15 protein-coding genes are annotated in these 23,257 nt (G+C 45.1%); 7 read left to right on the top strand and 8 right to left on the bottom strand.

Annotated features, from left to right (window positions below; genetic code table 11):
- Positions 1-243: 243 nt before the first annotated feature.
- Entirely contained in the window at positions 244-1,521 is a 1,278-nt protein-coding gene (gene iscB, locus QUA88_RS08480; RefSeq protein ID WP_333056097.1) for an RNA-guided endonuclease IscB, read from the top strand.
- Between the two features lie 31 nt (positions 1,522-1,552).
- On the opposite strand, the gene QUA88_RS08475 is transcribed toward iscB, so the two are convergent.
- Complete coding sequence (locus tag QUA88_RS08475) at positions 1,553-1,756, bottom strand: hypothetical protein (RefSeq protein ID WP_333056096.1); 204 nt, start codon at positions 1,754-1,756, stop codon at positions 1,553-1,555.
- A 49-nt stretch (positions 1,757-1,805) separates the two neighbouring features.
- Here QUA88_RS08475 and QUA88_RS08470 point away from each other — a divergent pair, with 49 nt between their 5' ends.
- The 4 genes from QUA88_RS08470 (at position 1,806) to QUA88_RS08455 (ending at position 6,255) form a co-directional block, all read left to right on the top strand.
- Positions 1,806-2,180, top strand: coding sequence for a hypothetical protein (locus tag QUA88_RS08470; RefSeq protein WP_333232085.1), 375 nt, complete (start codon positions 1,806-1,808; stop codon positions 2,178-2,180).
- 573 nt (positions 2,181-2,753) lie between these two features.
- The gene (locus tag QUA88_RS08465) at positions 2,754-4,547 is read left to right on the top strand and encodes an N-acetylmuramoyl-L-alanine amidase (RefSeq protein ID WP_333232083.1); all 1,794 of its coding nucleotides are present in this window, start codon (positions 2,754-2,756) and stop codon (positions 4,545-4,547) included.
- A 112-nt stretch (positions 4,548-4,659) separates the two neighbouring features.
- Positions 4,660-5,520: a glutamate racemase gene (murI, locus tag QUA88_RS08460; protein ID WP_333056093.1), complete on the top strand. Its 861-nt coding sequence runs from the start codon at positions 4,660-4,662 to the stop codon at positions 5,518-5,520.
- Positions 5,521-5,700: 180 nt separating this feature from the next.
- Positions 5,701-6,255, top strand: coding sequence for an NYN domain-containing protein (locus QUA88_RS08455; protein WP_006635267.1), 555 nt, complete (start codon positions 5,701-5,703; stop codon positions 6,253-6,255).
- A 572-nt stretch (positions 6,256-6,827) separates the two neighbouring features.
- On the opposite strand, the gene QUA88_RS08450 is transcribed toward QUA88_RS08455, so the two are convergent.
- The 4 genes from QUA88_RS08450 to QUA88_RS08435 all read right to left on the bottom strand — a co-directional run bounded on the left by QUA88_RS08450 (position 6,828) and on the right by QUA88_RS08435 (position 10,143).
- On the bottom strand, positions 6,828-8,531 hold the full coding sequence (locus tag QUA88_RS08450) for an NAD(P)/FAD-dependent oxidoreductase (RefSeq protein ID WP_333056092.1): 1,704 nt from the start codon (positions 8,529-8,531) through the stop codon (positions 6,828-6,830).
- A gap of 251 nt (positions 8,532-8,782) precedes the next feature.
- Complete coding sequence (locus QUA88_RS08445; RefSeq protein ID WP_333056091.1) at positions 8,783-8,974, bottom strand: hypothetical protein; 192 nt, start codon at positions 8,972-8,974, stop codon at positions 8,783-8,785.
- 84 nt (positions 8,975-9,058) lie between these two features.
- Positions 9,059-9,787: a hypothetical protein gene (locus QUA88_RS08440; protein WP_333271207.1), complete on the bottom strand. Its 729-nt coding sequence runs from the start codon at positions 9,785-9,787 to the stop codon at positions 9,059-9,061.
- A gap of 131 nt (positions 9,788-9,918) precedes the next feature.
- Positions 9,919-10,143, bottom strand: coding sequence for a hypothetical protein (locus QUA88_RS08435; RefSeq protein ID WP_333260511.1), 225 nt, complete (start codon positions 10,141-10,143; stop codon positions 9,919-9,921).
- A gap of 162 nt (positions 10,144-10,305) precedes the next feature.
- On the opposite strand from QUA88_RS08435, the gene QUA88_RS08430 reads away from it, so the two are divergent.
- A complete protein-coding gene (locus QUA88_RS08430) occupies positions 10,306-16,236 on the top strand; it encodes an AAA family ATPase (protein ID WP_333056089.1) in 5,931 nt (1,976 codons plus the stop codon).
- A 259-nt stretch (positions 16,237-16,495) separates the two neighbouring features.
- Here QUA88_RS08430 and QUA88_RS08425 read toward each other — a convergent pair whose 3' ends face one another.
- From QUA88_RS08425 to QUA88_RS08415, 3 genes are all read right to left on the bottom strand, one after another.
- Complete coding sequence (locus QUA88_RS08425) at positions 16,496-17,701, bottom strand: glycosyltransferase family 2 protein (RefSeq protein ID WP_333209497.1); 1,206 nt, start codon at positions 17,699-17,701, stop codon at positions 16,496-16,498.
- Positions 17,702-18,274: 573 nt separating this feature from the next.
- Positions 18,275-19,906, bottom strand: a complete 1,632-nt coding sequence (locus QUA88_RS08420) for a polysaccharide biosynthesis protein (RefSeq protein ID WP_333056087.1) — start codon at positions 19,904-19,906, stop codon at positions 18,275-18,277.
- Positions 19,907-20,476: 570 nt separating this feature from the next.
- Positions 20,477-21,757: a PilT/PilU family type 4a pilus ATPase gene (locus QUA88_RS08415; protein ID WP_333056086.1), complete on the bottom strand. Its 1,281-nt coding sequence runs from the start codon at positions 21,755-21,757 to the stop codon at positions 20,477-20,479.
- Between the two features lie 282 nt (positions 21,758-22,039).
- On the opposite strand from QUA88_RS08415, the gene QUA88_RS08410 reads away from it, so the two are divergent.
- Positions 22,040-23,209 carry a DUF58 domain-containing protein gene (locus QUA88_RS08410; RefSeq protein ID WP_333056084.1) on the top strand — a complete coding sequence of 390 codons (1,170 nt, stop codon included), beginning with the start codon at positions 22,040-22,042 and terminating at the stop codon, positions 23,207-23,209.
- The last annotated feature ends 48 nt before the right edge of the window (positions 23,210-23,257 follow it).

The raw sequence follows: 23,257 nt of genomic DNA, 5'->3' as shown, positions 1-23,257 counted from the left end.
TACCGCACACCAACCCGAAGGGTCTGGTGTGGGCTTGAAAAAGCCTGTTGACCAGACGGCTAGTTCTTGACTAGCAGGCGTTAAGACCAAGCGTTAAACTTCGTACCTTGAAATGCGTGCCAGTTTCAAGCTCTACAACCGAGCAATTAAACAGGTGATTAAGGGAAAGCCAGTGTTGCTCAGATAGTACCGAGTCTTAACATCGTCGAGGCAAACTTAACCAAGAAATTGAGTGATGCAGTAATGCGTACATTTGTCCTAGATAAAAACTTGAAACCTCTTGACCCATGCCACCGGGCACGGGCAAGAGAACTATTGAAAAAAGGGAGGGCTAAGGTTTTTAAACGCTATCCGTTTACCATTGTTTTACAGGATAGGATTCTCGAAGATTCGGTAACTCACTGTCACCGAATCAAAATTGACCCAGGTAGCAAAACTACGGGTATTGCCGTGGTTCAAGAGCAAACTGGTCGCGTCACGAACGCATTAGAAATTGCTCACCGAGGGCAACAAATTAAAGAGGCTCTCGAATCTCGCAGCTCGCTCAGAAGATGGCGTCGCAACAGAAAGACCCGTTACCGCCAACCCCGTTTTTTAAACAGAACCCGTAAAACAGGATGGTTGCCACCATCTCTTGATAGCCGTGTTGCCAATATTGAAACCTGGGTTAGGCGAATCAGAAAGGTCTGTCCCGTTACCGCCATTTCTCAAGAATTGGTGCGTTTCGATTTACAACAGTTCCAGAATCCTGAAATTTCTGGAATCGAATATCAAAGGGGCGAATTATTCGGTTTTGAAATTAAGGAATATTTACTGCAAAAATGGAATAGGAAGTGCGCTTATTGCGGTGCGACAAATGTTCCTTTCGAGGTTGAGCATATTCTCGCCAAGTCTAAGGGAGGAAGTAATCGGGTCAGCAATCTGTGTCTTAGTTGCCATTCCTGCAACCAAGCCAAGGGAAGTAAACCCGTTGAAGAATTTCTCAAGAAAAAACTTGAAATCCTTCAGCGGATACTAGCCCAAGCCAAGACACCTCTACTGGATGCAGCAGCCGTCAATGCTACTCGTTGGGAGCTATACAGAAGACTACAGTTAACCGGACTGCCCGTGGAATTGGGTTCAGGGGGACGAACAAAATTCAACCGCCAAACCAGGGGAATAGAAAAACAGCATTGGACTGATGCAGCTTGTGTCGGGGAATCAACTCCCGAAAGACTACTGCTAAATAGCGTGAAACCTTTGCTAATTAAGGCTAAGGGACACGGAAGAAGACAGCGCTGCGGAACCGACAGATTTGGGTTCCCCATTCGTCATGCACCGGCGCAAAAGTTATTCATGGGTTTTCAAACTGGGGACTTGGTGAAAGCTAACGTCCTCACTGGAAAATATGCAGGAAGCTACACAGGCAGAATTGCAATTCGGTTTAGACCAAGTTTTAAGCTAACCGCAAGAGACAAATGTTTTGACGTGCATCCAAAACATCTGACAACTATTCATAAGGCTGATGGCTATGAATATTAGTCCTAAAAACAAGGATGCCCTGTCGGGCAACTTATTTATTGGCGACAATTTCCCAGACGCTAATCCGTTGGCGGTACTCGCGGAGCTCGATATATCCGCCTCGGTTATAGCGTCCGCCCCCTTGTCGCATTTTAGGTGGACGACTCATGGAGCAAAGTAAGTCTCCGTCTTTCTGTGATGTCATGTATCTACTGTTATTGATGGTTGCTTCTTTGAGAAGCTCAGAGATTGACACAATCACCAAGATAGTGTATCTTCTCTAACTGGTAGTACAGATCCAAGTTATGCAGTTAGTCGAAAGGCAAGTCATTAAACCAAATCACAGGTTTTACCCAGAAGCCGATCGATTGTCTTTGCTGTCCAACAAACTTTACAACTGCGATAACTACTATATCTACGGTCAAAACTTTTTCTCAGGTCAACCAACCAATGCTCTGGCTGTCGATCGAACACTCAAAAAGAGTCTAAAGTACAAAGCATTGCCGGCCCAAGTAACACACAAAACTCTCCCGTTACTGCTGAAAACATGGACTAGCTATCATAGTGTTAAATTGGCGGGCGCGATCGCGATCGCCCCACTAAGTTTCAAGCAGCACCGAAAATCCCTGATTTTAAAAATCAGAAAAAAAAGAGTAGGGGCGATATGTAGTTGTATTTAACTGTCAATGTGTTAGCAAAAAAGTTAGCAAAAAAGCTTTTTCCAAAAAAAATGTTAGTTTGTCTGGGACTAACATTTGCCGGTATTGAAAAGTTACCTAAATCTTGGAAATCCGGATTGTTGTCGAGGTAAGTTGTTAAGTTATTGAGGTAGTTTAGGAAAAGTTAGAACAAAACGCAAGTGTAAAGCGGATTATAACCCTAGCCGTAACGATATTCGCCAACATTAAAGAGCTATGAAACCCCTCCCTGGAAGAAAGGTAAAATTCTACCTTCTAACTTGTACCTTCTAACTTCAAGAAACACCTTGTCTCTTGCTCCTAAAAATAAATACCTTCCCTTGTGTCCACAATCTTTCAGTCTGCTTATAACCGATCGCCCCCAAGTATACGGGAAAGTTCAAAAATGCCGGTATCTGGCATTTTGGAGCCTGTTAACGCATAAAAAAGTCAATTTAGCCAACAACTGACGGCCCCCGTGCCCCCGGTCTGCTGGCGGCTAACTGCTGAAAGCCTCTGAGGGCAAGCAGCGCCCTTCCAGCTTTTGGCAGTAACGCAAACGAGGAAAAAACTGTCGTGAAATTCCACTGGCTACTACCGAGTTTCTTAAGTGTATTTTTGCTCGCCGGAGCCGCCGAAGCAGCTAGACTGCAATCTTGGCGGTTTGATGCTTCAGAGAACCGGCTTTACATTACAACAGACGGGGGAGTACAACCCAAGGCTCAACTGATCTTCAACCCGATGCGGTTGGTAATCGACTTGCCGGGGACGAGTCTGGGTCGTCCCTCGGTCAGCAGACCGCTCTCAGGAGCGATCGAATCGGTGCGGGTAGGGCAGTTTGACAACAATACGACCAGAATTGTGGTCGAGATCAGAGACGGGTTTACTATAGACCCTCAGCAAGTAAAATTCCGGGGTATTTCTCCGAGCGAGTGGACAGTGGATTTGCCAACGCCGGTGCGGGCAGAAACTCAAAATCCGATTTCAGAGCCAGGGGGAGAAAGGTTATCAGTTGAACCTTCAGCATCCCAAGCCGAGTCAGCCCAGGCGACTGTAGTTCAAAACGTTCAGGTGACGGCGGACGGTTTTTTAGTCCGCACCCAGGGCCGTCGCCCCCAAATTAATTTTGAACAAAGTCGCGCTGGGGACATCGCTACCCTCGATATTGAAGGAGCTACTTTAGCTCCGGCCCTAAGCAGCCAACAGCCTCAAACGAACGGTCAGCACGGGGTTGACAAGATTGAAGTCCGGCAACTGCCAACAGACCCGCCCGTTACCCGCGTGACTTTGCGGATGAAGAGTCCTAATACTCAGTGGCGGGCGTCAGTGAGCAATTTGGGCGGGGTTGTGCTATTGCCTGGAAGTGTAGTACGACAGCCCTCGGTTCCCCGCCGCCTGACTGTAGACCCTCCGGCTAGACAAGCTCAAGGAAATTTAGCGAGAGTTCAGTCAATTGATTTAGCCAGTAACGGCACCCAACTGGTGGTCAGAACTGACCGCCAAGTCTCCTATAGCAGCGGGTGGGATCAGGGGTCGAGAGCTTACTGGATTAGGATCGCCTCTAGTGTGCTGACGGGCGAAATTCCTCAGCTCGATGCCAACAGTCCTGTATCGTTTAGTGCCAGCCAAGAAGATGCGGAGACTGTGGTGATTTGGGTGCAGCCGCGATCGGGGGTAGAGGTAGGCAGGGTGACGAGACCCAACCCGCAGTTGCTGTCTTTGCAGTTGCGATCGTCGAATGCTAGCGCGCAGCCTTTGACTCGCACTCCCAATTTGCAGCCTTTGCCGAGAAGGACTTTCGGAACCGATGAGTTGCCCCAAGCTTCTAACCGCCGCGCCGTAATAGTAATCGATCCTGGTCACGGTGGCCGCGATCCGGGGGCAGTCGGGATTCAGGGCATTCTGGAAAAGGAGATTGTTTTGGATATCTCGCTTCAGGTGGCGAGGCTGCTGGAACAGCAAGGGGTGCAGGCGGTGATGACTCGGACTGACGACAGGGAAATCGACCTGGATCCCAGAGTTTCTTTGGCGGAACGGGTGAATGCTACTTTGTTTGTCAGCATTCACGCTAATGCGATTAATATGAGTCGGCCGGATATCAATGGGATTGAGACTTATTATTTCAATAACGGCCAAGATTTGGCCAGGGTGATTCACGCCAGTATTTTGGAGGGGACGGGGGCGAATGACCGCCGAGTGCGACAGGCGCGATTTTATGTTTTGAGGAAGACTTCTATGCCTTCTGTTTTGCTGGAGGTGGGTTTTGTGACGGGTGCTGAGGATGCTGCTAGGCTTTCTGACCCAGCTTACCGCAGTCAAATGGCGGCTTCGATCGCTCGCGGCATTTTGCTTTATCTTCAACAAAGATAATGGGCTGTTGACGGTTGACGGTTGACGGTTGACGGTTAACTGTTGACTAATACCAACTGCCAACTGCCAACTAACAACTGCCAACTGCCAACTGACAACTAACTATTGACAAATGACAACAGACTCTGGACAACAAAGAATCGGTATTTTTGACAGCGGCGTGGGCGGTTTGACTGTTTTGACCCAGTTGTACCAACAATTGCCCAACGAATCGATACTTTATTTTGGAGATACCGCGAGGCTGCCTTACGGCACTCGCACCCCGTCAGAAATTGTGGAGTTTGTCCGCGAAATTATGGCCTGGTTGGTGGAACAGGATGTGAAAATGGTCATTATGGCCTGCAACACCAGTTCTGCTTTGGCGATGGAGATGGTGCAGGCTGAATTTGATATCCCGGTGCTGGGAGTAATTCTGCCGGGGGCGCAGGCAGCAGTGCAGCAAGGCAAGCGGATCGGGGTCATCGCAACTCCTGCTACGGCTGCTAGCAATGCTTATCGAAATGCGATTTTGGAGATGGACGATTCTTGCCTGGTGTGGCAGGTTAGCTGTCCGGCTTTTGTGCCACTGGTGGAGCAAAACCGGATTCACGATCCTTATACTTGTGAGGTGGCTAGGGAATATTTGGCTCCTTTGATTCAGCAGCGCATCGATACGCTGATTTACGGCTGCACTCATTATCCGCTGTTGGCTCCTGTGGTTCGATCGCTTTTGCCTGCTGGGGTGACATTGATCGATCCTGCGGTACGGGTGGTGGCGGCTGCAGCCAGAGAATTGGAGCTTTTGGGGCTGCGAAATCCTGGTACGGCGCTACCGACTCGTTTTTGCGTGAGCGGCCCCCCGCAGCAGTTTGCTCAGTTGTCGGTGCAGTGGCTCGGTTGTACTCCTGCTGTTGAGAAAATATCCCTGCCGACAGTTGTACGTAGCGAAGCGGGGCGTAAGCCATCGCCCGTCCCACTGGAATCTGCCGAATAATCCGGAAAATTTATAGATGAATCTAACCCCCCAAAACTCAGGTAAAGCTGGCTCTGGGGGGTTTAATTATTGCGATGTAACCTAGCAATTACACATCAATAGGTAATATTATTGAACAAAAGCTTTGATGAACAATGCAAATAATGTCCTATACGTGCTGGAGCTCTTCAGCCTTGAACCATGTCACCCTATGTATCACAAGCAGTTTTACTTGTAGACGGCTATAACATAATTGGACTTTGGCCTCGACTCCGAGAGAAGCGCGATCGCGACGAACTCGAAACAGCTCGCCGCGAGTTGATTGAGGTTTTAGTTAACTACAGCGCCGTTCAAGATTTTGAGGCCAGGCTGGTGTTTGACGCCCACTATCGAGATACTCCCGGCGTTAAAGAAATTATTACTAAAAATTTATCAGTGCACTACACTGACTTCGGTCAGACAGCAGATACTTATATTGAAAAATCTTGTGCTAGTTTGCGCTACGAGTTGCGATCGGTCAAAGGCAAAGGCCGCATGATTGTCGCCACCTCAGACCGAGCGCAGCAATTGACCGTAGTCGGCTACGGTGCCGAATGGATGTCCGCCGAACAACTAGCGGCTGACGTAGAATCCACCGCCCGCCGCAGCGAGCGCCGACACAAATCCCGCAAACAAAATTCCAGTCGCTTTCTCGCCAGTTCCCTCGATCCAGAATCCCAGCAGCGCCTCGCCAAGTTGAGAATGGGGCTGCATTAGCTGCTGAAACCCGCTCCCTGTCTGACAAAAAAAAAGTTTCTCAAAGGCCTTGCCAAATCGAGGAAGTTCAGCTATTGTTAGTAAATGTGGGTAACAAAAACCCCCAATCCTCGGTAGCTCAGTGGCAGAGCGGTCGGCTGTAATGAATGCAAGCCTTTGGTATCAACCAAAAGCCCTAGTGACATAGCAGCTCTATCCGGTAACGGATACTGAAAAATCGGGTGAATTCAAGGAAACCGCAGCACTTCGGGTGGCGGCAATCTTGAGCCAAGTCTGGCGAAAGGCAGCGGTTACGATCGCAAGTAGCCGGAAAGGTGCAGAGACTAGAGATGAGGAGCCTAACCAATAAATCTCATAGCGCCCGACATCCGACGACAAATCACAAACATGATTTGTAGGGATGATGAAATAGTCCGCCCCCTTCGGAAACGTTGGGATAAGTGTAACCGATTGGTCGTAGGTTCAAATCCTACCCGGGGAGTTAGTAAAAGTCTGAAGTTGGAATTTTCCAGCTTCAGACTTTTTGTTTTTAAGACTTGAGATGGTTTGGGGTCAAGCTTTCTGGTAGCGCCTTAATTCACATCCCTGTGAGTGTGAATTAACTCACCTTCCATAGGTATGGAAATATTCAACTTAGACAACTCCGGGTTTAATATCGCCTTGACAATACCAGAACTCACCATCACCTCCAAACAACCAAGGGCTTGATGAAGAGCTACTCGTGCGTGTTGCACAGAAAAACGTTCCTTAAACAGCAGTACCAACTGCCGATAAATTTGTTCAATGTACTGAGTGCGGCCCAAAATGTCAATCAGCAAACCATATAAACCTGTAACAGGCAAGCGCTGACCGTTCTTCACATAACACTTGATCTTGCTAATTTGACCAGCATCATAAACAGCTACAAACTCGACTTCCGCATCCAATAAATCTAACTGAAACACATTGTATGCCGAAAGTAGCCACGGAACCTCCTGCTGCGAGAAGCGTTGCATCACCTGTTTCATAGAACCCAAATCAAATCCAGCAATCACAGCTTGACCCAAAATATCATTCGTGAATCCGCCTTGAGCCAACCACTGAAAAGCTTTTTCCGGGCTTAAATTCAACCCAGAATCCCGCGCGATTTCCCTAGAATGCTCTTGTAAATCAGTGAACTGACCGTTAGCAGCGTACCAGTAATCCGCGAACCGAATGTGCTTTTTAACTCGGCTGCGCTGATTGTGATCGTATTGAGTTTTCAGCCAGTTAGCCTCGTGCTTCTGCTGCTCTAGTTCCAAAATTGTGTAAGCGACTTCACGGGCACCTGTGTGAGCTAAAGTCATGCCAGCAGCTAAAATTGGATCGGCAAAACCAGCAGCTTCTCCGACCAAAAACCAGTTTTCTCCTACTGTTCTATCAGCCAAAAATGACCAATCTTTTGTAGTTTCAATCTTTCCGGTACTGGTAGCATTAGCGATTAACTTGCTGATGCGGGGTTCGCTGTTGAGTGCTTGAGAATATATCTCCTCTGGCCGCTGTTTCATCTGCTTGTAATGTTCCGCAGGGCAAATAAAGCCGATACTGGTGCGAGTGGGGCCCAAGGGAATAAACCAAATCCACCCGTGACTCAAACTCATTACCTGTACGCGGGTGCCACCAACGCCAATTTTATCGGCCCATTCAGCGTTTGTCCAGTAGTCCCAGATAGCGATATTTTGCAACCGCGTCGGGCAGTGTGTTTCAATTCCTAAAACTCGCCGCAGCACGCCGATGTGGCCGGAGGCGTCGATGTAGTAGCGGGCAGTTATTTGTTCTTGCCGCAGGTGCAGGGTGGTAATGCGATCGCCCTCTGTATCTACTTTAACAACGGGGGTTTCTTCTCTTACTAAACATCCCATTTCTTCCGCGTGACGCAGCAAAATTTCGTCATATTTTGCTCGATCGACTTGGAAAGCAGTTTGCCGTCTCTGTCCCTCAAATTTAGCAGGACGCTGTTCATCTTTAAACTGTTCAGGCTTGATAAAATTAAAATCCCAAGGATTTGGATCTGTTCCCCAGCGATAGGTAGCACCGATTTTAATTGGGAAGTCGGCTGCTTCTACTTTGTCCCAACATCCCATTTCTTGAAGCACATCACTAATTTGAGGCAATTGACTTTCCCCAACGTGATCGCGAGGGAATTTTTCTTTCTCTAGGATTAGCACGCTCAGATTGGGATTGTATTTCTTGATCAGAGTGCCAGCAGTGCTCCCAGCGGGGCCGCCGCCCACAATTACAACGTCGTAATGGCTCATATCACAGAGAGATAGTAGATGCTGAATTTGGGTATTTACGAGAAAAATTTCTAACTATTCAGCCTCCAAATGAGCGAGGCTAAATAGTTATTTTCAACAGGTTTTATTTGAGATGTTCCACCATTCCCAAGAACTTGTAGGGGCGGGTTCACCAACCGCGTTAAATGGTACAAACAGGTTAAGTAAACCCGCCCCCACCCACGAAAAAGCCCCAATTAACATTAGTGCAACCTTTCAGTTTCCAACAGATTTTATCCCACTACTTTCTCATCTTCAGCTATGGGAGAAGTGTGAGAAATCTCCAAATTCTCAGTCCAAGTGTGAGCAATATCCAGATTCTCAGTCCAAGTGTGAGCAATATCCAGATTCTCAGTCCAAGTGTGGATCAAATTCGGTTCTAGTTCATTCATTATCGTAGAAGAAGTGCTGTTAAGTTGTGACATGATAGGTCTCCTTGTAAGTAATAGACTTTGTCTAATTCTAAGATCGATCTGGTTCTAAAAGTACCAAAGTTTACATCTCGTAAGCTACGCAGCTTTTAAAGGTTGCAAAATCTCGCGGGGTTCGGTAAAAGGTTGGTCAAAACTATGGGTTTTTGCATAAACCAGAAGTTGATCGATCTGTTTCGTGAAAATTTCAAACAAATTTTCAACTATCTCAAAAATCTCTTGACGGCTCTCAATAGTCAGTGGTATGTTTTTGATCGATTGCTCAACATCCGGCGTCCCTGTAGTATGACCTGTTTCCACATCCAAATGAAAATAGCCAAAATAGATAAGCTCCTTTTTAGTAATTGATTGGAGTTCTTCGGCAATTGATGCTGTCGCTGACAAGAACACGTTACCCGATGCTTCTACCACTTCCAGGATTGCTAGCTTAGTGATTGGACTGGCTCCAAAAGCGTATCGAAAAATTTGATATGTTACCAACCGTGAAGCTTTTAGTTGTTCGCTCCAGACAAAATTCAAAGCATCGCTGAACTTCAAGGATTTGTTATTAATACCCAGTGTTTCCATGTCGGCCAAAAACCACAACCAGTGATGATCGTCTTCGTAAGTATGATTGTTGATCATTGCCTGAAGAGGATCGTTGGTTGGTTCTTCTCGGAAAATAGACTGGTTCAATTCACCAAAACTCATTGCAAAGTGAGCAATGCAGGGAGCGAAAGCTAGGCGTTGTCTTGGGTCTATGCTTTTGTCTCGCATAAACTCAAATAGCTCTGCTTTAGCAAATTCTTGCTTCTTCTTTTCAATCAATTCTAGGACTTCTTCCATTGTGATGCACCTGATTAATGAATCTATAGGCTAGTAACTTAATCACGACGCAAATGTGATTTAAATCAATAATTGTTGTGTTTGACATCACGTTTAATTATGTTCTCGATCGCCTAAACCTGCGTTTTCGTCCTCCGGGCGTCCCCTTCGTTGTTGGTTAGCGGACTCAAACGTTGAGCAAAACCTTGAGTATATAAAAATTTGTCTGTCATGTGTGCGATCGGCATCACAGAATTTGTTACAATATGGCAATTAACTGGGTGAGGTGTCAGACCGTACATGATTAAGTCGGAGTTCAAACCAGATGTTTGGCTGTCCGCCCGTCCAGACACTTTCAAAGTTTAGGCATCTCGCTATCTAAAAAATCCCTGAGTAATTACTTAGGTTGTAAGGTATCCCCAGTTACCAAATTTACAAAAAATACTTAGGTATAGTTCGCCAGAGATTCGATCGATATCAAGCGCAATGTTTACTAAAAATTTCGTCACAGAATAAAAGCCATGAATACACTTCCCGGTTACAAAATCACAGAAGTTGTTCAACTTGGTGTGAAGTCCATCATTTATCGCGCTGTCAGGGAATCTGATCGAGCGTCAGTCATTATTAAAACACTCAATACCGAGTACCCTACAATAGAAGAAATTACCCGTTTGAGACATGAATACAAAATTAGCTCGAATCTCAAACTCGAAGGGATTGTCAAACCCCATAGCTTAGAAAAATATAACAACAGTTTCGCTCTGATCTTAGAAGATTGTGGCGGTCAATCTCTCAAGCACCATCAAGCGGGTAAAAGCATTAAACTTCAGAAATTTTTGCCACTAGCTATTCAAGTGGCTCAAACTCTCGGAGAAGTGCATCAAAATCAGATTATTCATAAAGATATAAAACCCTCAAATATTATCATAACACCAGATTTCAAACAAGTAAAAATTACCGACTTTAGCATGGCGACGCGCCTATCGAGAGAAGTCCACCAAAATAGCAATACTATGGTGCTAGAAGGCACTCTAGGCTATATATCCCCAGAGCAAACTGGTCGGATGAACCGAGACCTCGACTACCGGACTGACTTGTACTCTCTAGGCATCACCTTTTATGAAATGCTAACAGGAGAGTTGCCTTTTAATTCAACCGACCCCTTAGAATTAATTCACAGCCACATTGCGGTGACGCCAGTTCCTCCCCATCAACTAAACAATCAAGTCCCGCAGATAATTTCATCCCTTGTCATGAAACTACTAGCTAAAAATGCCGAAGACAGATATCAAAGTGCCTTTGGAGTAAAAGCAGACCTGGAAAATTGTCTAACTCAGCTACAAACTACTGGCAAAATTGAAAATTTCATTCCAGGGACACTTGACAAATCTGGTCAATTTTTGATTCCCCAAAAACTCTACGGTCGCACACAAGAAGTCGCTGATTTGATGGCATCATTCGAGCGAGTCAGCTTTGGGAATACAGAGATGGTGTTGGTAAGCGGTTACTCAGGCATCGGTAAAACATCAGTTGTCAGTGAAATCCACAAACCAATTGTCAGGCAGCGGGGTTATTTTATTGCTGGGAAATTTGACCAATTTAAGCGGGATATTCCTTATGCTGCAATAACTCAAGCGTTTGAGTCATTGATGCAGCAGTTATTCACAAAAAGCTCAGAAGATTTGGTAATTTGGAAAGAAAAGCTTTTGTCACGGCTGGGTAATAACGGTGCAATTATTATTGATGTTGTTCCTTCAGTCGAAATAATCATTGGTTCGCAGCCTTCTGTTCCCAAATTGGGGCCGACAGAATCTCAAAATCGCTTTAATCGATTGTTCAAAGAATTCATGAATATGTTTGCCCGATCCGAACATCCATTAGTTCTATTTTTGGATGATTTGCAGTGGGCAGATTTAGCTTCCTTAAAATTGATTCAGGAATTAGTTACTGACCTGGATAGCCGATATTTTTTACTGATAGGAGCCTATCGAGATAACGAAGTGAATTCGACTCATCCGTTAGTTCAAACTGTCGAAAATATTCAACAGACTGGTGCTGCAGTGCATCAAATTATCCTCCCATGTTTAGATTTGAGCAGCGTCAATGAGCTAGTATGCGATACTTTGGGTAATCAAACTGAAAACTTAAAGTCTTTGACGGAGTTAATTTTTAATAAAACTGGCGGAAATCCATTTTTTCTGACTCAACTTATTTCAACTATTCACTCTGAACAACTATTAGTTTTTGATTTCACTATTGGTGCATGGCAGTGGGACATCACGGAAATTGAAGTCGCTGGTATTGCAGATTACAGTGTCGTTGAATTAGTTGCTCGGAATCTGCAACAACTGCCGGGGGAGACGCAGCAAGTATTAAAATTAGCTGCTTGTATGGGCAACCATTTTAATTTAGAAAATTTGGCAATTGTTCGGGAAAAATCAGGCTCGGAAACGGCGGCAGATTTATGGGATGCACTTCAAGCTGGTTTAATTCTGCCAATGAGCGATGCTTACAAAATTCCGATGTTTGATGAGGAAATCGTGAAAACACACCGAAGGGGCGGGACGCCCATCCCACAAAACAATCAAAATCATCCCGCAATTATGCAACGCTCAATTGATTACAGGTTTTTGCACGATCGCGTACAGCAAGCCGCCTATTCTCTCATCCCTGACTCCGAGAAAAAACAAACTCACTTAAAAATCGGCTTCATGCTATTGCACGGCCGGCACGGGGGCACCGCCCCTACGGCATCGGAGATAGCAGAAAATATCTTTGATATTGTCAACCAACTCAATATCGGGGTGGAATTCATCACAAATCAGGAACAGCGAATTGAACTAGCTAAATTGAATCTCATAGCAGGTAAGAAAGCTAAGGCTTGTGCCGCCTATCAAGCAGCGCTAAAATATTTTAATGCAGGTCTAGAACTTCTACCCGATGGGGTTTGGCAGAGTCACTACGATTTAATCATGGAAATCCATTCCGAAGCACTGGAAGCTTCCTATATAAATACCGATTTTGAGCGCTCATTTTACCTATCAAATGTTATTATGTCCCGCGCCAAAAAATTGCTAGACAAACTCCCCGTTTATGAGCTAAAAGTTATTTTTCACTTCAATCAAAATCAAGCCCAAGCTTCGATAGATATAGCTCTAGAAGCTTTGAAAATGCTGGGAGTGTACATACCTAAAAATCCACAAAGACTCAATATTTTAATGGAGCTATTTCGCACAAAACTAGCTTTAAGAAATAAGCAGATTGAGGATTTATTACAACTGCCACCAATGACTGACCCTAATAAAATTGCGGCTATACGGATTTTAACGAATATGGTTCCGGCTGCTTTTATAGCATTACCCGATATGTTCCCACTGATCGCTTTTAAAATTGTTACTCTTTCTCTTAAGTACGGGAATACGCCACTATCTAGTGTTGGGTATTCAAACTATGCTTCGCTCCAGTGTGGGGTGTTAGGCGATATGGATTCTGGATACCGATACGGTCAAATGGCTCAGGCACTTTTAGAACGATTCCACACCAACTTGTACAACTCTCAAATTTCACTAATTTTTAATGGTTTTATCCGTCACTGGTCTGAACACGTCACGGAAAGTCTTAGCGGTTTACTTGAGGGTATTCAGAGTGGACTGGAAACGGGAGATGTCAACAATGCTTGTTATTGTGCTAGTTTTTACAGCAATTATATATTTTTGAGTGGGGAACCTCTGGAGTCGGTGGAGACTAAGCAGAGTCACTATATTCAAATGTTGGTGAATTATAAGAATGAATTTATGATTTATCAAGCCAGAGTTGGATCACAAGTTGTCTTAAACTTACAAGGTAAAACAGCCAATCCTTGCCTATTGACTGGCGACAATTTTAATGAAGAAACTATGCTACCAAGATTAAGAGATGGTCAAAATAATCTGGTAATATTTCTAGTACATTTGTCTAAGTTATGGCTAAATTACCTATTTAAAGATTATGCAATATCTGCTGAAAATGCCATTATGGCATCAAATTATTCTGAGGCTGTGATGGGCATGATGTATGTTCCCCTCCACAATTTTTACTATTCCCTAGCACTCTTAGCTTTGTATCCCACAGCTTCAAAATTTGAACAGAAAAAATACTTAAAAAAAGTTGCTTCGCTTCAGAAAAAAATGAAGCATTGGGCTGTGAAATCTCCGAGGAATTATCAGCATAAATATGACTTGGTAGAGGCAGAGAAAGCGCGAGTATTGGGACAATATGAAAAAGCTGCTCTGTATTACGATCGAGCAGTGAAAGGAGCTTCGGAAAATGAATACATCCACGAAGAAGCGCTAGCCAACGAACGCGCGGCAGAATTTTATCTGGCTCGCGGTCGAAACAAAGTGGCTCAGAGTTATCTAATAGATGCTTACTACGGCTATATTCATTGGGGAGCAACCGCCAAGGTCAAACATTTGGAGTCAGAATATCCGATTTCTTTACCCCCTGTATCGGCAGGAAGAGCCAGCGGAGATCGAACTATTACTAGCACTAATTATAGCACGAGCAGCAGTCACAGCAGTTTATTGGATTTGACAACTGTTGTTAAAGCATCTCAAGCACTAGCTAGTGAAATTGTGTTAGACAAGTTGTTAGAAAAATTAATGAAAATGGCGATCGAGAATGCTGGGGCACAAAAAGGTTTTCTGTTGATGCCCAAGGCAGGCAAATTGCTGATTCAAGCAGCGGCATCGGTGGAGTCTTCCGATGTTGCAGTTGAACAATGCCCTAGAGTATCTCCTGCAGATGTTTTGCCAATAACCGTGATTAATTATGTTGAAAAAACGCACTTAGATGTAGTTTTAAGTCAGGCTGCTAGAGAAGGTCTATTTACAGACGATCCCTATATTAAAAGGCAGCAAGTGAAATCTGCGCTTTGTACTCCTATTCTGAATCAAAGCAAACTCGTAGGTCTCCTTTATCTGGAAAATAATTTAGCTACTGAAGCGTTTTCTCCAACTAGGTTGGAAGTTTTGAAAATACTTTCTTCCCAAGCTGCCATCTCTCTAGAAAATGCGGTACTTGTTGCTAATTTGTCGGAGGCTAAGGAACAGTTGGAGGATTATTCCCGGACGCTGGAGGTGAGAGTGGAAGAGCGCACGCAGGAATTAAAGACTAAAGAAGCTAAGCTGCAAGAAGCTCAAAAACTGGCGCACCTAGGCAACTGGGAATTTGATTTGGAGGGGGATAAATTAACTTGGTCGGAGGAAGTATTCCGAATTTTTGGCCTTGACCCTAAACTACCAGAACCGACTATTTTAGAACAGAGGAAGCAAATTCATCCAGATGACCTAAAGTTGTGGTTAGAGGCAGTAGAGCAGATTAGTCTATTAGGAAATCCTTGCGATTATGAGATGAGAATTTTGCGCGCTGATGGAGCTGTCAGATATATTTATCTTAAGGCGCAAGCTATTTTTGATGGCGGTAAGGTGATTAAGTTATTTGGGACGATACAGGACATTACGGATCGCAAGTTAGCGGAGGATGCTTTGCGACTGTCTGAGGGGCAATTGAGAGAAAAAGCGACACAATTAGAAGTTACTTTGTCCCAATTACGCTCGACGCAGACTCAACTAATTCAAACTGAAAAAATGTCTTCTTTGGGACAGTTGGTGGCGGGGGTTGCTCACGAAATTAATAATCCGATTAATTTCATTTATGGCAATGTTCTCCATGCTAGCGATTATAGCTCGGAGCTGCTGGGATTGATTGAGCTGTACCAGGAGTCTTACCCGAATGCTAATCCTGAGATTGTTGCTAGAACAGAAGATATTGACCTGGCTTTTATTCAAGAAGATTTGCCTAAAATTCTAAAATCAATGCAGGTTGGGGTCGATCGCGTTCGCAATATTGTGCTGTCGCTGCGGAATTTCTCACGCCTGGATGAAGCCGAGATGAAACCAGTGGATGTTCACTCCGGGATTGATTCGACTCTGCTAATTTTGCAGCACAGGTTGAAAAAGGATGCACTCGGACATGGGGTTGAGGTAGTTAAAGAATACGGTCAACTGCCGAACGTAAATTGTTATGCTTCTGGGTTAAATCAGGTGTTTATGAATATTTTGAGCAATGCAATTGATGCAGTGGAGTTAGGAGTTGGGCGACCGGAGACAACTGCCCAACTAGAAAATCCTTTATCTCCAATTTTTGAGCGAAGGATTAAGATTCGGACTGAGGTATGCGACCTAAACTTGGTGAGAATTTATATTGCTGATAATGGTCGGGGGATGACGGAGGAAGTACGATCGCGAATATTTGACCCTTTCTTTACTACAAAAGCTGTGGGAAAAGGTACTGGTTTAGGGTTGAGTATAAGTTATCAGATTGTGGTAGAGAAACACGGCGGGAAGCTAATGTGCTTTTCCGCGCCCGGTGAGGGGGCTGAGTTTGTGATTGAAATTCCCGTGAAGCAGTGAACTTTTTGTAAGGATCGTCAATTAAATAATTTCCCTTTTTTCTTGTGGGATGGGCCTAAGAGCCCGTCCTTTCTGGGCGGGCTCTTAGGCCCATCCCACAACAGTCATGAAAAGTGGATTTTATTTAATTCTCATCCCTAAGTTTTTATATATGTTTTTTTAACCGCCGATAAACGCCGATGAACGCAGATACAATTATATCTGCGTTCATCTGTGTTTATCTGCTGATATCTGGGGTTAAAAATTCTCAATTTCAATATTAAACATCGCGTTCTGTCCGCACCCATTTAGTTTGCCGCTTCAGGAGAAAACCTAGATACAAAGGGATTTTCCAAAGGATGTAAAAAGGTACAGATAAGAGAGTTGAGCCAGAAATATCGGCACGCCCGAATTTTGCCCAAGCGCCGACAATTGAAACTAAAATCAGCAATCCTTGTACTGCTAACAAGACGGCGGGAATTGAGGATGTTCCCAAAATTGCTGCTAGTAAAGAGGTGGCAAAAGCAGCTAGCCAGATCGCGACTAAAAGCGATAGGGGAGGGACGGATAAGTCGAGGGCGATCGCCAATAAGTCAAAACGTTTTTGTTCGACTGAAGCTGCTGTCAGCCGGGGAGTTTGAGTTAACAATGTCTGTATGTGACCGTGTTCCCACCTGGTTCTTTGACTTTTAGCTGCTTGCTGCTGCTGTGGCAAACAGCCGGTGACGTTGGCTTCGGGGCAGAATACTGTTGGGTGTCCGGCGATCGCCAAATCCAAACTCATCTGCATATCTTCAACAATATTACTGCTTGCTAGGGACACCGATCGAATTATCGACCAGGGAAAAGCCATGCCAGTACCTGTTAGTAATGATGGGAATCCTAACTGTTTTAATCCGCTGGGACGGACTAAGTTTTTCACAAGAAATGCTAAAGCAGAAATGGAATCTTTGGGAGTAGGATTTGGTGGCTGTTCCATGAGATAAGTTGCTTGCACTGGTCTTTGTTGAGCAACTGCAACCCTGGCTAATTTTTCTATAGAGTCTGGCCCACAGATGCAGTCGGCGTCAACCATGATGACTACTTCTGGGGGGTCGGATTCGATCGACTGCAAGCCAAAATCCAGTGCGTATCCTTTGCCCTTGCGTTGTGTGTCTTGGCGCTCGATCGCACTTGCACCGCAGTTACGGGCGATTTCTGCCGTGGCGTCCGTACAGTTGTCCGCAATCACTAAGAGGCGGTCTTGAGGTGTTAGCTGTGGCAATATGGTGGAGATGGTGGCGGCAATTCCTGCTGCTTCGTTGTAAGCGGGAATTAAAACTGCTACTTTGGGGCGGGGCGCTTTAGTTTCCGCTGTCTCGCCCTCGCCGGACAAGAAAGCTGCACTGCATTCTAGAAATAGAACTGCAACGGGAATTAGAAGGATCAGGGCGATCGCCAATAGCACAACATCAATCAATAGGAACATTAGCTGATTAATTTCCACAATTCTAGTACCTTAATTTAATTTTATTTTTTGCGTTCATTGAGTGTATTTAATCTTATTGCATCTTTGTTAACTCACTGCGCCACGCTATCTAAAGTATGATTATATCATGCCCGCCAACAATCACCCTTCTCACATTTGTTGTGAGAACTTAAGTCCTCCTAAAAATATTAGGACTAGCCTCCTCACTAAAAATTAATTTGATTGCGGTTGTGCGGTTTCCAGTAAGATCATATCATGTCAATTCTGACAATGTTAAGTCACTCAATTTAATTAAACATCAAACAAGCCCAGACTGGAGAAACCCGGTTTCAAAAAGAAACCAGGTTTCTACGTGTTCTATTTTTAATCCACTAAACACTTAGTCGATGTTTAACATCAAATCCGGTTGCAGGGGAATAATAAAATCGAGTCAAGAGTTAACACTTAACCATTCAGTTTTTAGACCCATCCTTCAACAGTCAACAGTCAACAGTCAACAATCATTTCGCTCGTGCAACCGGAATTGATATAACTCATCCCCTGTGGGTGGGAACTCAGGAAGTAATCTCCCAACTCAAAACTATGTTCAAGCTACGCTGCATCGCGGATAGCAACAGGTTCAGATTTTTTGGTGGTGAACTGTGCGGGGGGTGCAAATTCTCTTAGATATCTCGATATCGATCGCAAATATCCCACTTCTGCTTGAATCGAATCCAGGGTAGAAAGACTCTCAACTAAGTCATCAAACTCATCTGCCGTAACTCCAGCATTGTGCAAGACTTCTTGGCTAAGTCGCCCGCAAATTCCTTGCAGGAGGAGTTCGATAATCTCGCTATAGTCAGCGATTTCTGTTCCGTAACCTTGCAATTTCTTGGGATTGATTCCCCACTGCAAAATCTTCAACAAGTCTTCAGGCGCACTCCACGCAAAAGAGGAAGCAATGACTTCTTTTTCCGCTGCGACAAGAGCGTGCTTGATTTGCACTTCGGGGAAATCTGGATCGATGATTAAGCTTTCCAGCTTTGAAACTTGTTTATCTAATACGGGCAAAGAAAAAGGAGCTAATTCTACACTCACCATGTCGCCAGCATCGTTAACACTTCTAAAAGGATCTTCCAAGACATTAATTAGGAGGTGAATGTCTGTAGGCTTTTTCCAGTCAAACTGTCCTAGGAAAAACGGTTCTTCATATCCCGGCAAAAGTCCTTGAAAATAAATCGGCAGATTTTTGCCTGATTCAAGAATTTTATAAAGAGCTACTTCCAAGGTTTCTGTCGGCCAACCGAGATTACTTACTGCGACAAACTTCAGTTTGCCGGGAACGGACACAACCAAAGAATTCAGCAATAAATGTACGGCTTCGACCAGATTTTGAGCAGTTACGTAACGGTGGGGAGCGTGAACGTTGACAGTTTTACCTTGCTCTACTTTTTTGGACATTTGCTCGCAGAACAAGCTATTTTCCAACATATGGGTAAAGCGAACCATCCCGTAAGTGACATCTCCTTCTTGAGCTGCTTTAGCAAATTGCCATTCGGCAAACTTTTTCGAGGCGGCGTAAACTTCGGTTGTAAAATATCGAGATGTTTTGCCTGTAGAAGAGAAGATGCAATGTTCTACGCCGTATTCTTCGCAGAGTTGGATGATGTGTTTACATCCTAACAGGCTGGTTGTAACTGTTTCTCGGATTTTGATTTCAGCTAGTCCGGGTTGGCGTTGGGCTGCTAGGTGAAAAACAATTGCTGGTTTTTCTACCTCAAATATGTGTTTGAGCGCGTCGAGGTTGCGAATGTCGGCGGCATAGAAAGTTACAGCACCTTCTCTGGTAAAAAGCGGGAGATTTTCTTCGGGGTTGTGACATCGGGCGTTGTCTGCGGAAATGATTTTAGTTGCGCCTAATTCGAAGAGTTTTGCGATTAAGAAACGACCGACACATCCTTCTCCACCGGTGATGAGGATGGTTTTTCCTTTGATTTGGCTGCTGCAGGCGGATGCGTATAGGTGAATAGTGCGATCGCGCACGTCGCTAAAAGGTTCGCTTTCTAATTGTCCGTCTGCTTGATAGGCGGAGATTAGCTGTGCGGTGAGAGTTTGTAAGGCCGCGAGGATTTCAGGATCTTGGGGTTCCGGGGAACCGGGGCGAACTAGCTGCTGGATGCGATCGATTATTTCCGCTTTGCTGGCACCTTCAAACACTTCTCTTTGGTTAAATGCACTCTTCACTTTTTTTTCTCCTTTAAATTCTAGAAATACCCTTGCTGATAAGCGCGTTGTTAAACAAATTTTCGAGGAACAGAATCTTTAAAATTCTGGTGGGTTTTAGGATTTTTTCGACGACGAAAAGCTAGTTAATGGGAAAGACACGCGATCGGCTCGGCTTGTAGTTTTATTAAGCCCTTTTGTAACCTGCTTACTTCTGCGAGCTGCAAATATCGGCTAAGTCGGAATGTTTTCTGTCGAAAATTTGTCACTACAACTATATACTTAAATTGCTGATTGCTGCCAATACTCTGAACATATCTTTACTATTTCTTTGCAATAACCTGTGAGTTTTCACGTAATTTTAAAGTTTATGTAAAGTAGGGTCTACATTTAAAAAACTTAACAATACACTAGACATTGATTCTAGCACTTTACTATTTAATTAAAATGTATTTTTTGTTACTAAATGAAAGTGAAGCTTAAGTAAAAATACGCACAAAAATCTTAATCAAATATTTCCGTCTGCTCAAAATCTTGTTACTTGAGGGGTGGGGTAGTCCTGCAGTGCCTACCCCTGTATGTGTGCTGCTACTAGGCGCGAACGGTGCGTTCTTTTTTGCTGCCTTCAAAGCCGCGAGCGTCGGCAACATCGTAGCCTCCTGTCCGCAAGCGGCGGTCTAAATCGCTGGCTTCAGGAGAAGTTTTTGCTGCTTCTTCGATCGTCACTCTGCCTTCTAGCACCAGTTTGTAAAGACCTTGGTTGATAATCTGCATTCCTTCGTAAGTATCATGTTCCATCAACCGGAAAGCTTCATCATCAGCACCTTTCATCAAGTAATCGTGCATAGCAGGTGTATTCACCAAAATATCGTGAACTGCTACCCGACGGTTGTCAACTGTTGGCAGCAAAAGTTGGGCAATTACCGCTACTAAAGAATCGCAAATTTGAAGCCGCATCGCCTGTTGTTCTTCAGGTGGGTAGAGGTTCAACAACCGATTAATAGCGTTAATGGCGCTGCGAGTGTGGAGAGTTCCCAATACTAAGTGACCAGTTTGAGCTGCTTGCAAAGCTGTATTGATGGTAACTCTGTCGCGCATTTCCCCGATCAGAATTACATCGGGATCTTCCCGCAAAACTGCGCGCAAAGCCTGCTGAAACTCGTGGGTATGCAAGCCGACTTCCCGCTGGCTGACCAAGCATTTTTTAGAAGGATGAATGAATTCGATCGGGTCTTCAATTGTAACTACGTGCTTTTGCTCCATCTGATTGAGGTGGTCGATCATCGCAGCTACGGTTGTGGATTTCCCCGAACCGGTAGGCCCTGTAACCAATATTAATCCCTGCGATCGCAAAATGATATTTTTGAGAACTTCTGGCAACCTCAAGGAATCGATAGTAGGTATTTCCAAACTAATCAACCGCAATACTATGGCACCGCCGCTGAGGGAATCAAAACAGTTTAGCCGACACCGCACGAAGCCAGGGTAAAAAATTGCTGAGTCTAATTCCTTGGTAGTTGCAAACTGTTTTCTCTGTTCGGGGGTGAGAATTTCGGCTAGGTAATTTTCAAAAATTTCTGGGGTTACTTTGGGGTGGTTAGTTGCTACTTGCATCACGCCCCGAATCCGAAACCGAGGTAGTTGGCCGACTCGAATGTGAATGTCGGAAGCGCTCGCTGCATGGGCATCTCTGACCATTTGTTCGATCGTACTGACGGGTGTCTCAACAGGCCGCTGCTGCTGGGCTGCGGGGGGCACACTCGGCGCTGGAGGCGGTGCGGGAGTTGCAGCCAAGGGCGGGGGCGGTGGCGGTGTTCGTCGGCGGCCTTGAGCCTCTGGTTGAACGGGTGTAGGATTGTTTAATGGGTTCATTTTTTGGTCTCCAGTCAATCGATTTTAGATTTTAGATTTTAGATTTTAGATTTACTCCACAGATTAATCTGGGAGCAGGAACTAGAGTCTAAAATTTGGGCATCGACCCTGACTGAGTGTACGTGGCAGGGTATCCGTTTTTGGGCGGGTCAATGTAGATTTATTGCGAAAAAATGCCCGATTTATAATCTAATCCCTCGCAGCTAATTCGGTGTTAAATGCTGAGAATATTTTACAATTAGGCTTGATTGGGCGATCGAGTAATTAACAATTTTAACTCCTATGAACATCGGTCACAAAATTGCCGACTGGCTCGAAAATCGTGCTGTTACCCCTGCCTACGCCGGTTGGCTGCTGTCGGGGATGACGGTTTTCTTTTTTGGGTCGGCGACTAATACAATGTCTGGGTGGCTGTACGTGCTCAGCGGTGGGGGTTTGGCGCTGTTGGCAGTAGCGGCGGTTTTGCCGGGAAAATCGCTCCGTGCCTTGGAAGTCCGTCGCCGCCCGATCGAACCGGTGAGTGCGGGCGATCGAATCACCGTCGAACTAGAAATCGAAAATCGCGCCCGCCAACCTAAGACTTTGTTGCAAGTGATAGACATCTTGCCGTTTGTATTGGGAGAACCGGTTGTCCGCCCGATCGAAGTCATAGAGCCGAACAGTATATACAGGGATACATACTATCTGGAAGTCCGGCAGCGCGGCGTCTATCGTTGGCAAGAGGTAAACTTGAGGACGGCGGCACCTTTAGGGTTGTTTTGGTGCAGACGCAGTCGCGCAGTCAAAGCGGTGGCGGTTGTGTATCCAAAGGTTTTGCCGTTGAGCACTTGTCCTTTGATCGATCGCATCGGTCAAGAAGACAGCCCGCAATTTTACAATCGCAGTCGATCGCAAACTGCTACCGAAGGTCTCACCCGCAACCTGAGACCTTACCGCCACGGAGACCCCACCCGCCTGATTCACTGGCGCACCAGCGCCCGCTACGGAGAACTGCGGGTGAGAGAGTTAGAAGTTGCAGCCGGCGGTCAAGAAATTATTATTGCTCTCGACAGCGCTGCGGCGTGGCAGCCAGAAGAATTTGAACGAGCCGTGACAGTAGCTGCGTCTCTTTACTTCTATGCTAGCAAGCGCCTGTTAAACGTCAAACTTTGGACTGCCGGGACTGGACTTGTTTCGGGGAACCGGGTAGTTTTGGAAACTTTAGCGGCGGTTAATGCTGGGGAAGATGCGATCGATAATCGGTCGAAACTGCCGATAATTTGGCTGACTCAAAACTCTGCAACTTTAAGCACTCTTTCCCCTGGCAGTCGCTGGGTACTATGGCCGTCGGCAACTGCTGAAACAGGCGAAAAAATGTTAGTCAAACATGACTTACCTGGTTTAGAAATTCGCTCTGACCGACCCTTAGAACTTCAGTTACAAGATCCTCTCGAAAGAGCGATTAGTTATTAAGTAAGATAGACCACGAAAAAACCTATGAAAGAGCGATTAGTTATGAAG

Origin of the sequence: Microcoleus sp. D3_18_C2, assembly GCF_036702395.1 — a bacterium.
Classification (GTDB): domain Bacteria; phylum Cyanobacteriota; class Cyanobacteriia; order Cyanobacteriales; family Microcoleaceae; genus Microcoleus.
This window is presented reverse-complemented; position numbering and strand designations above follow the sequence as displayed.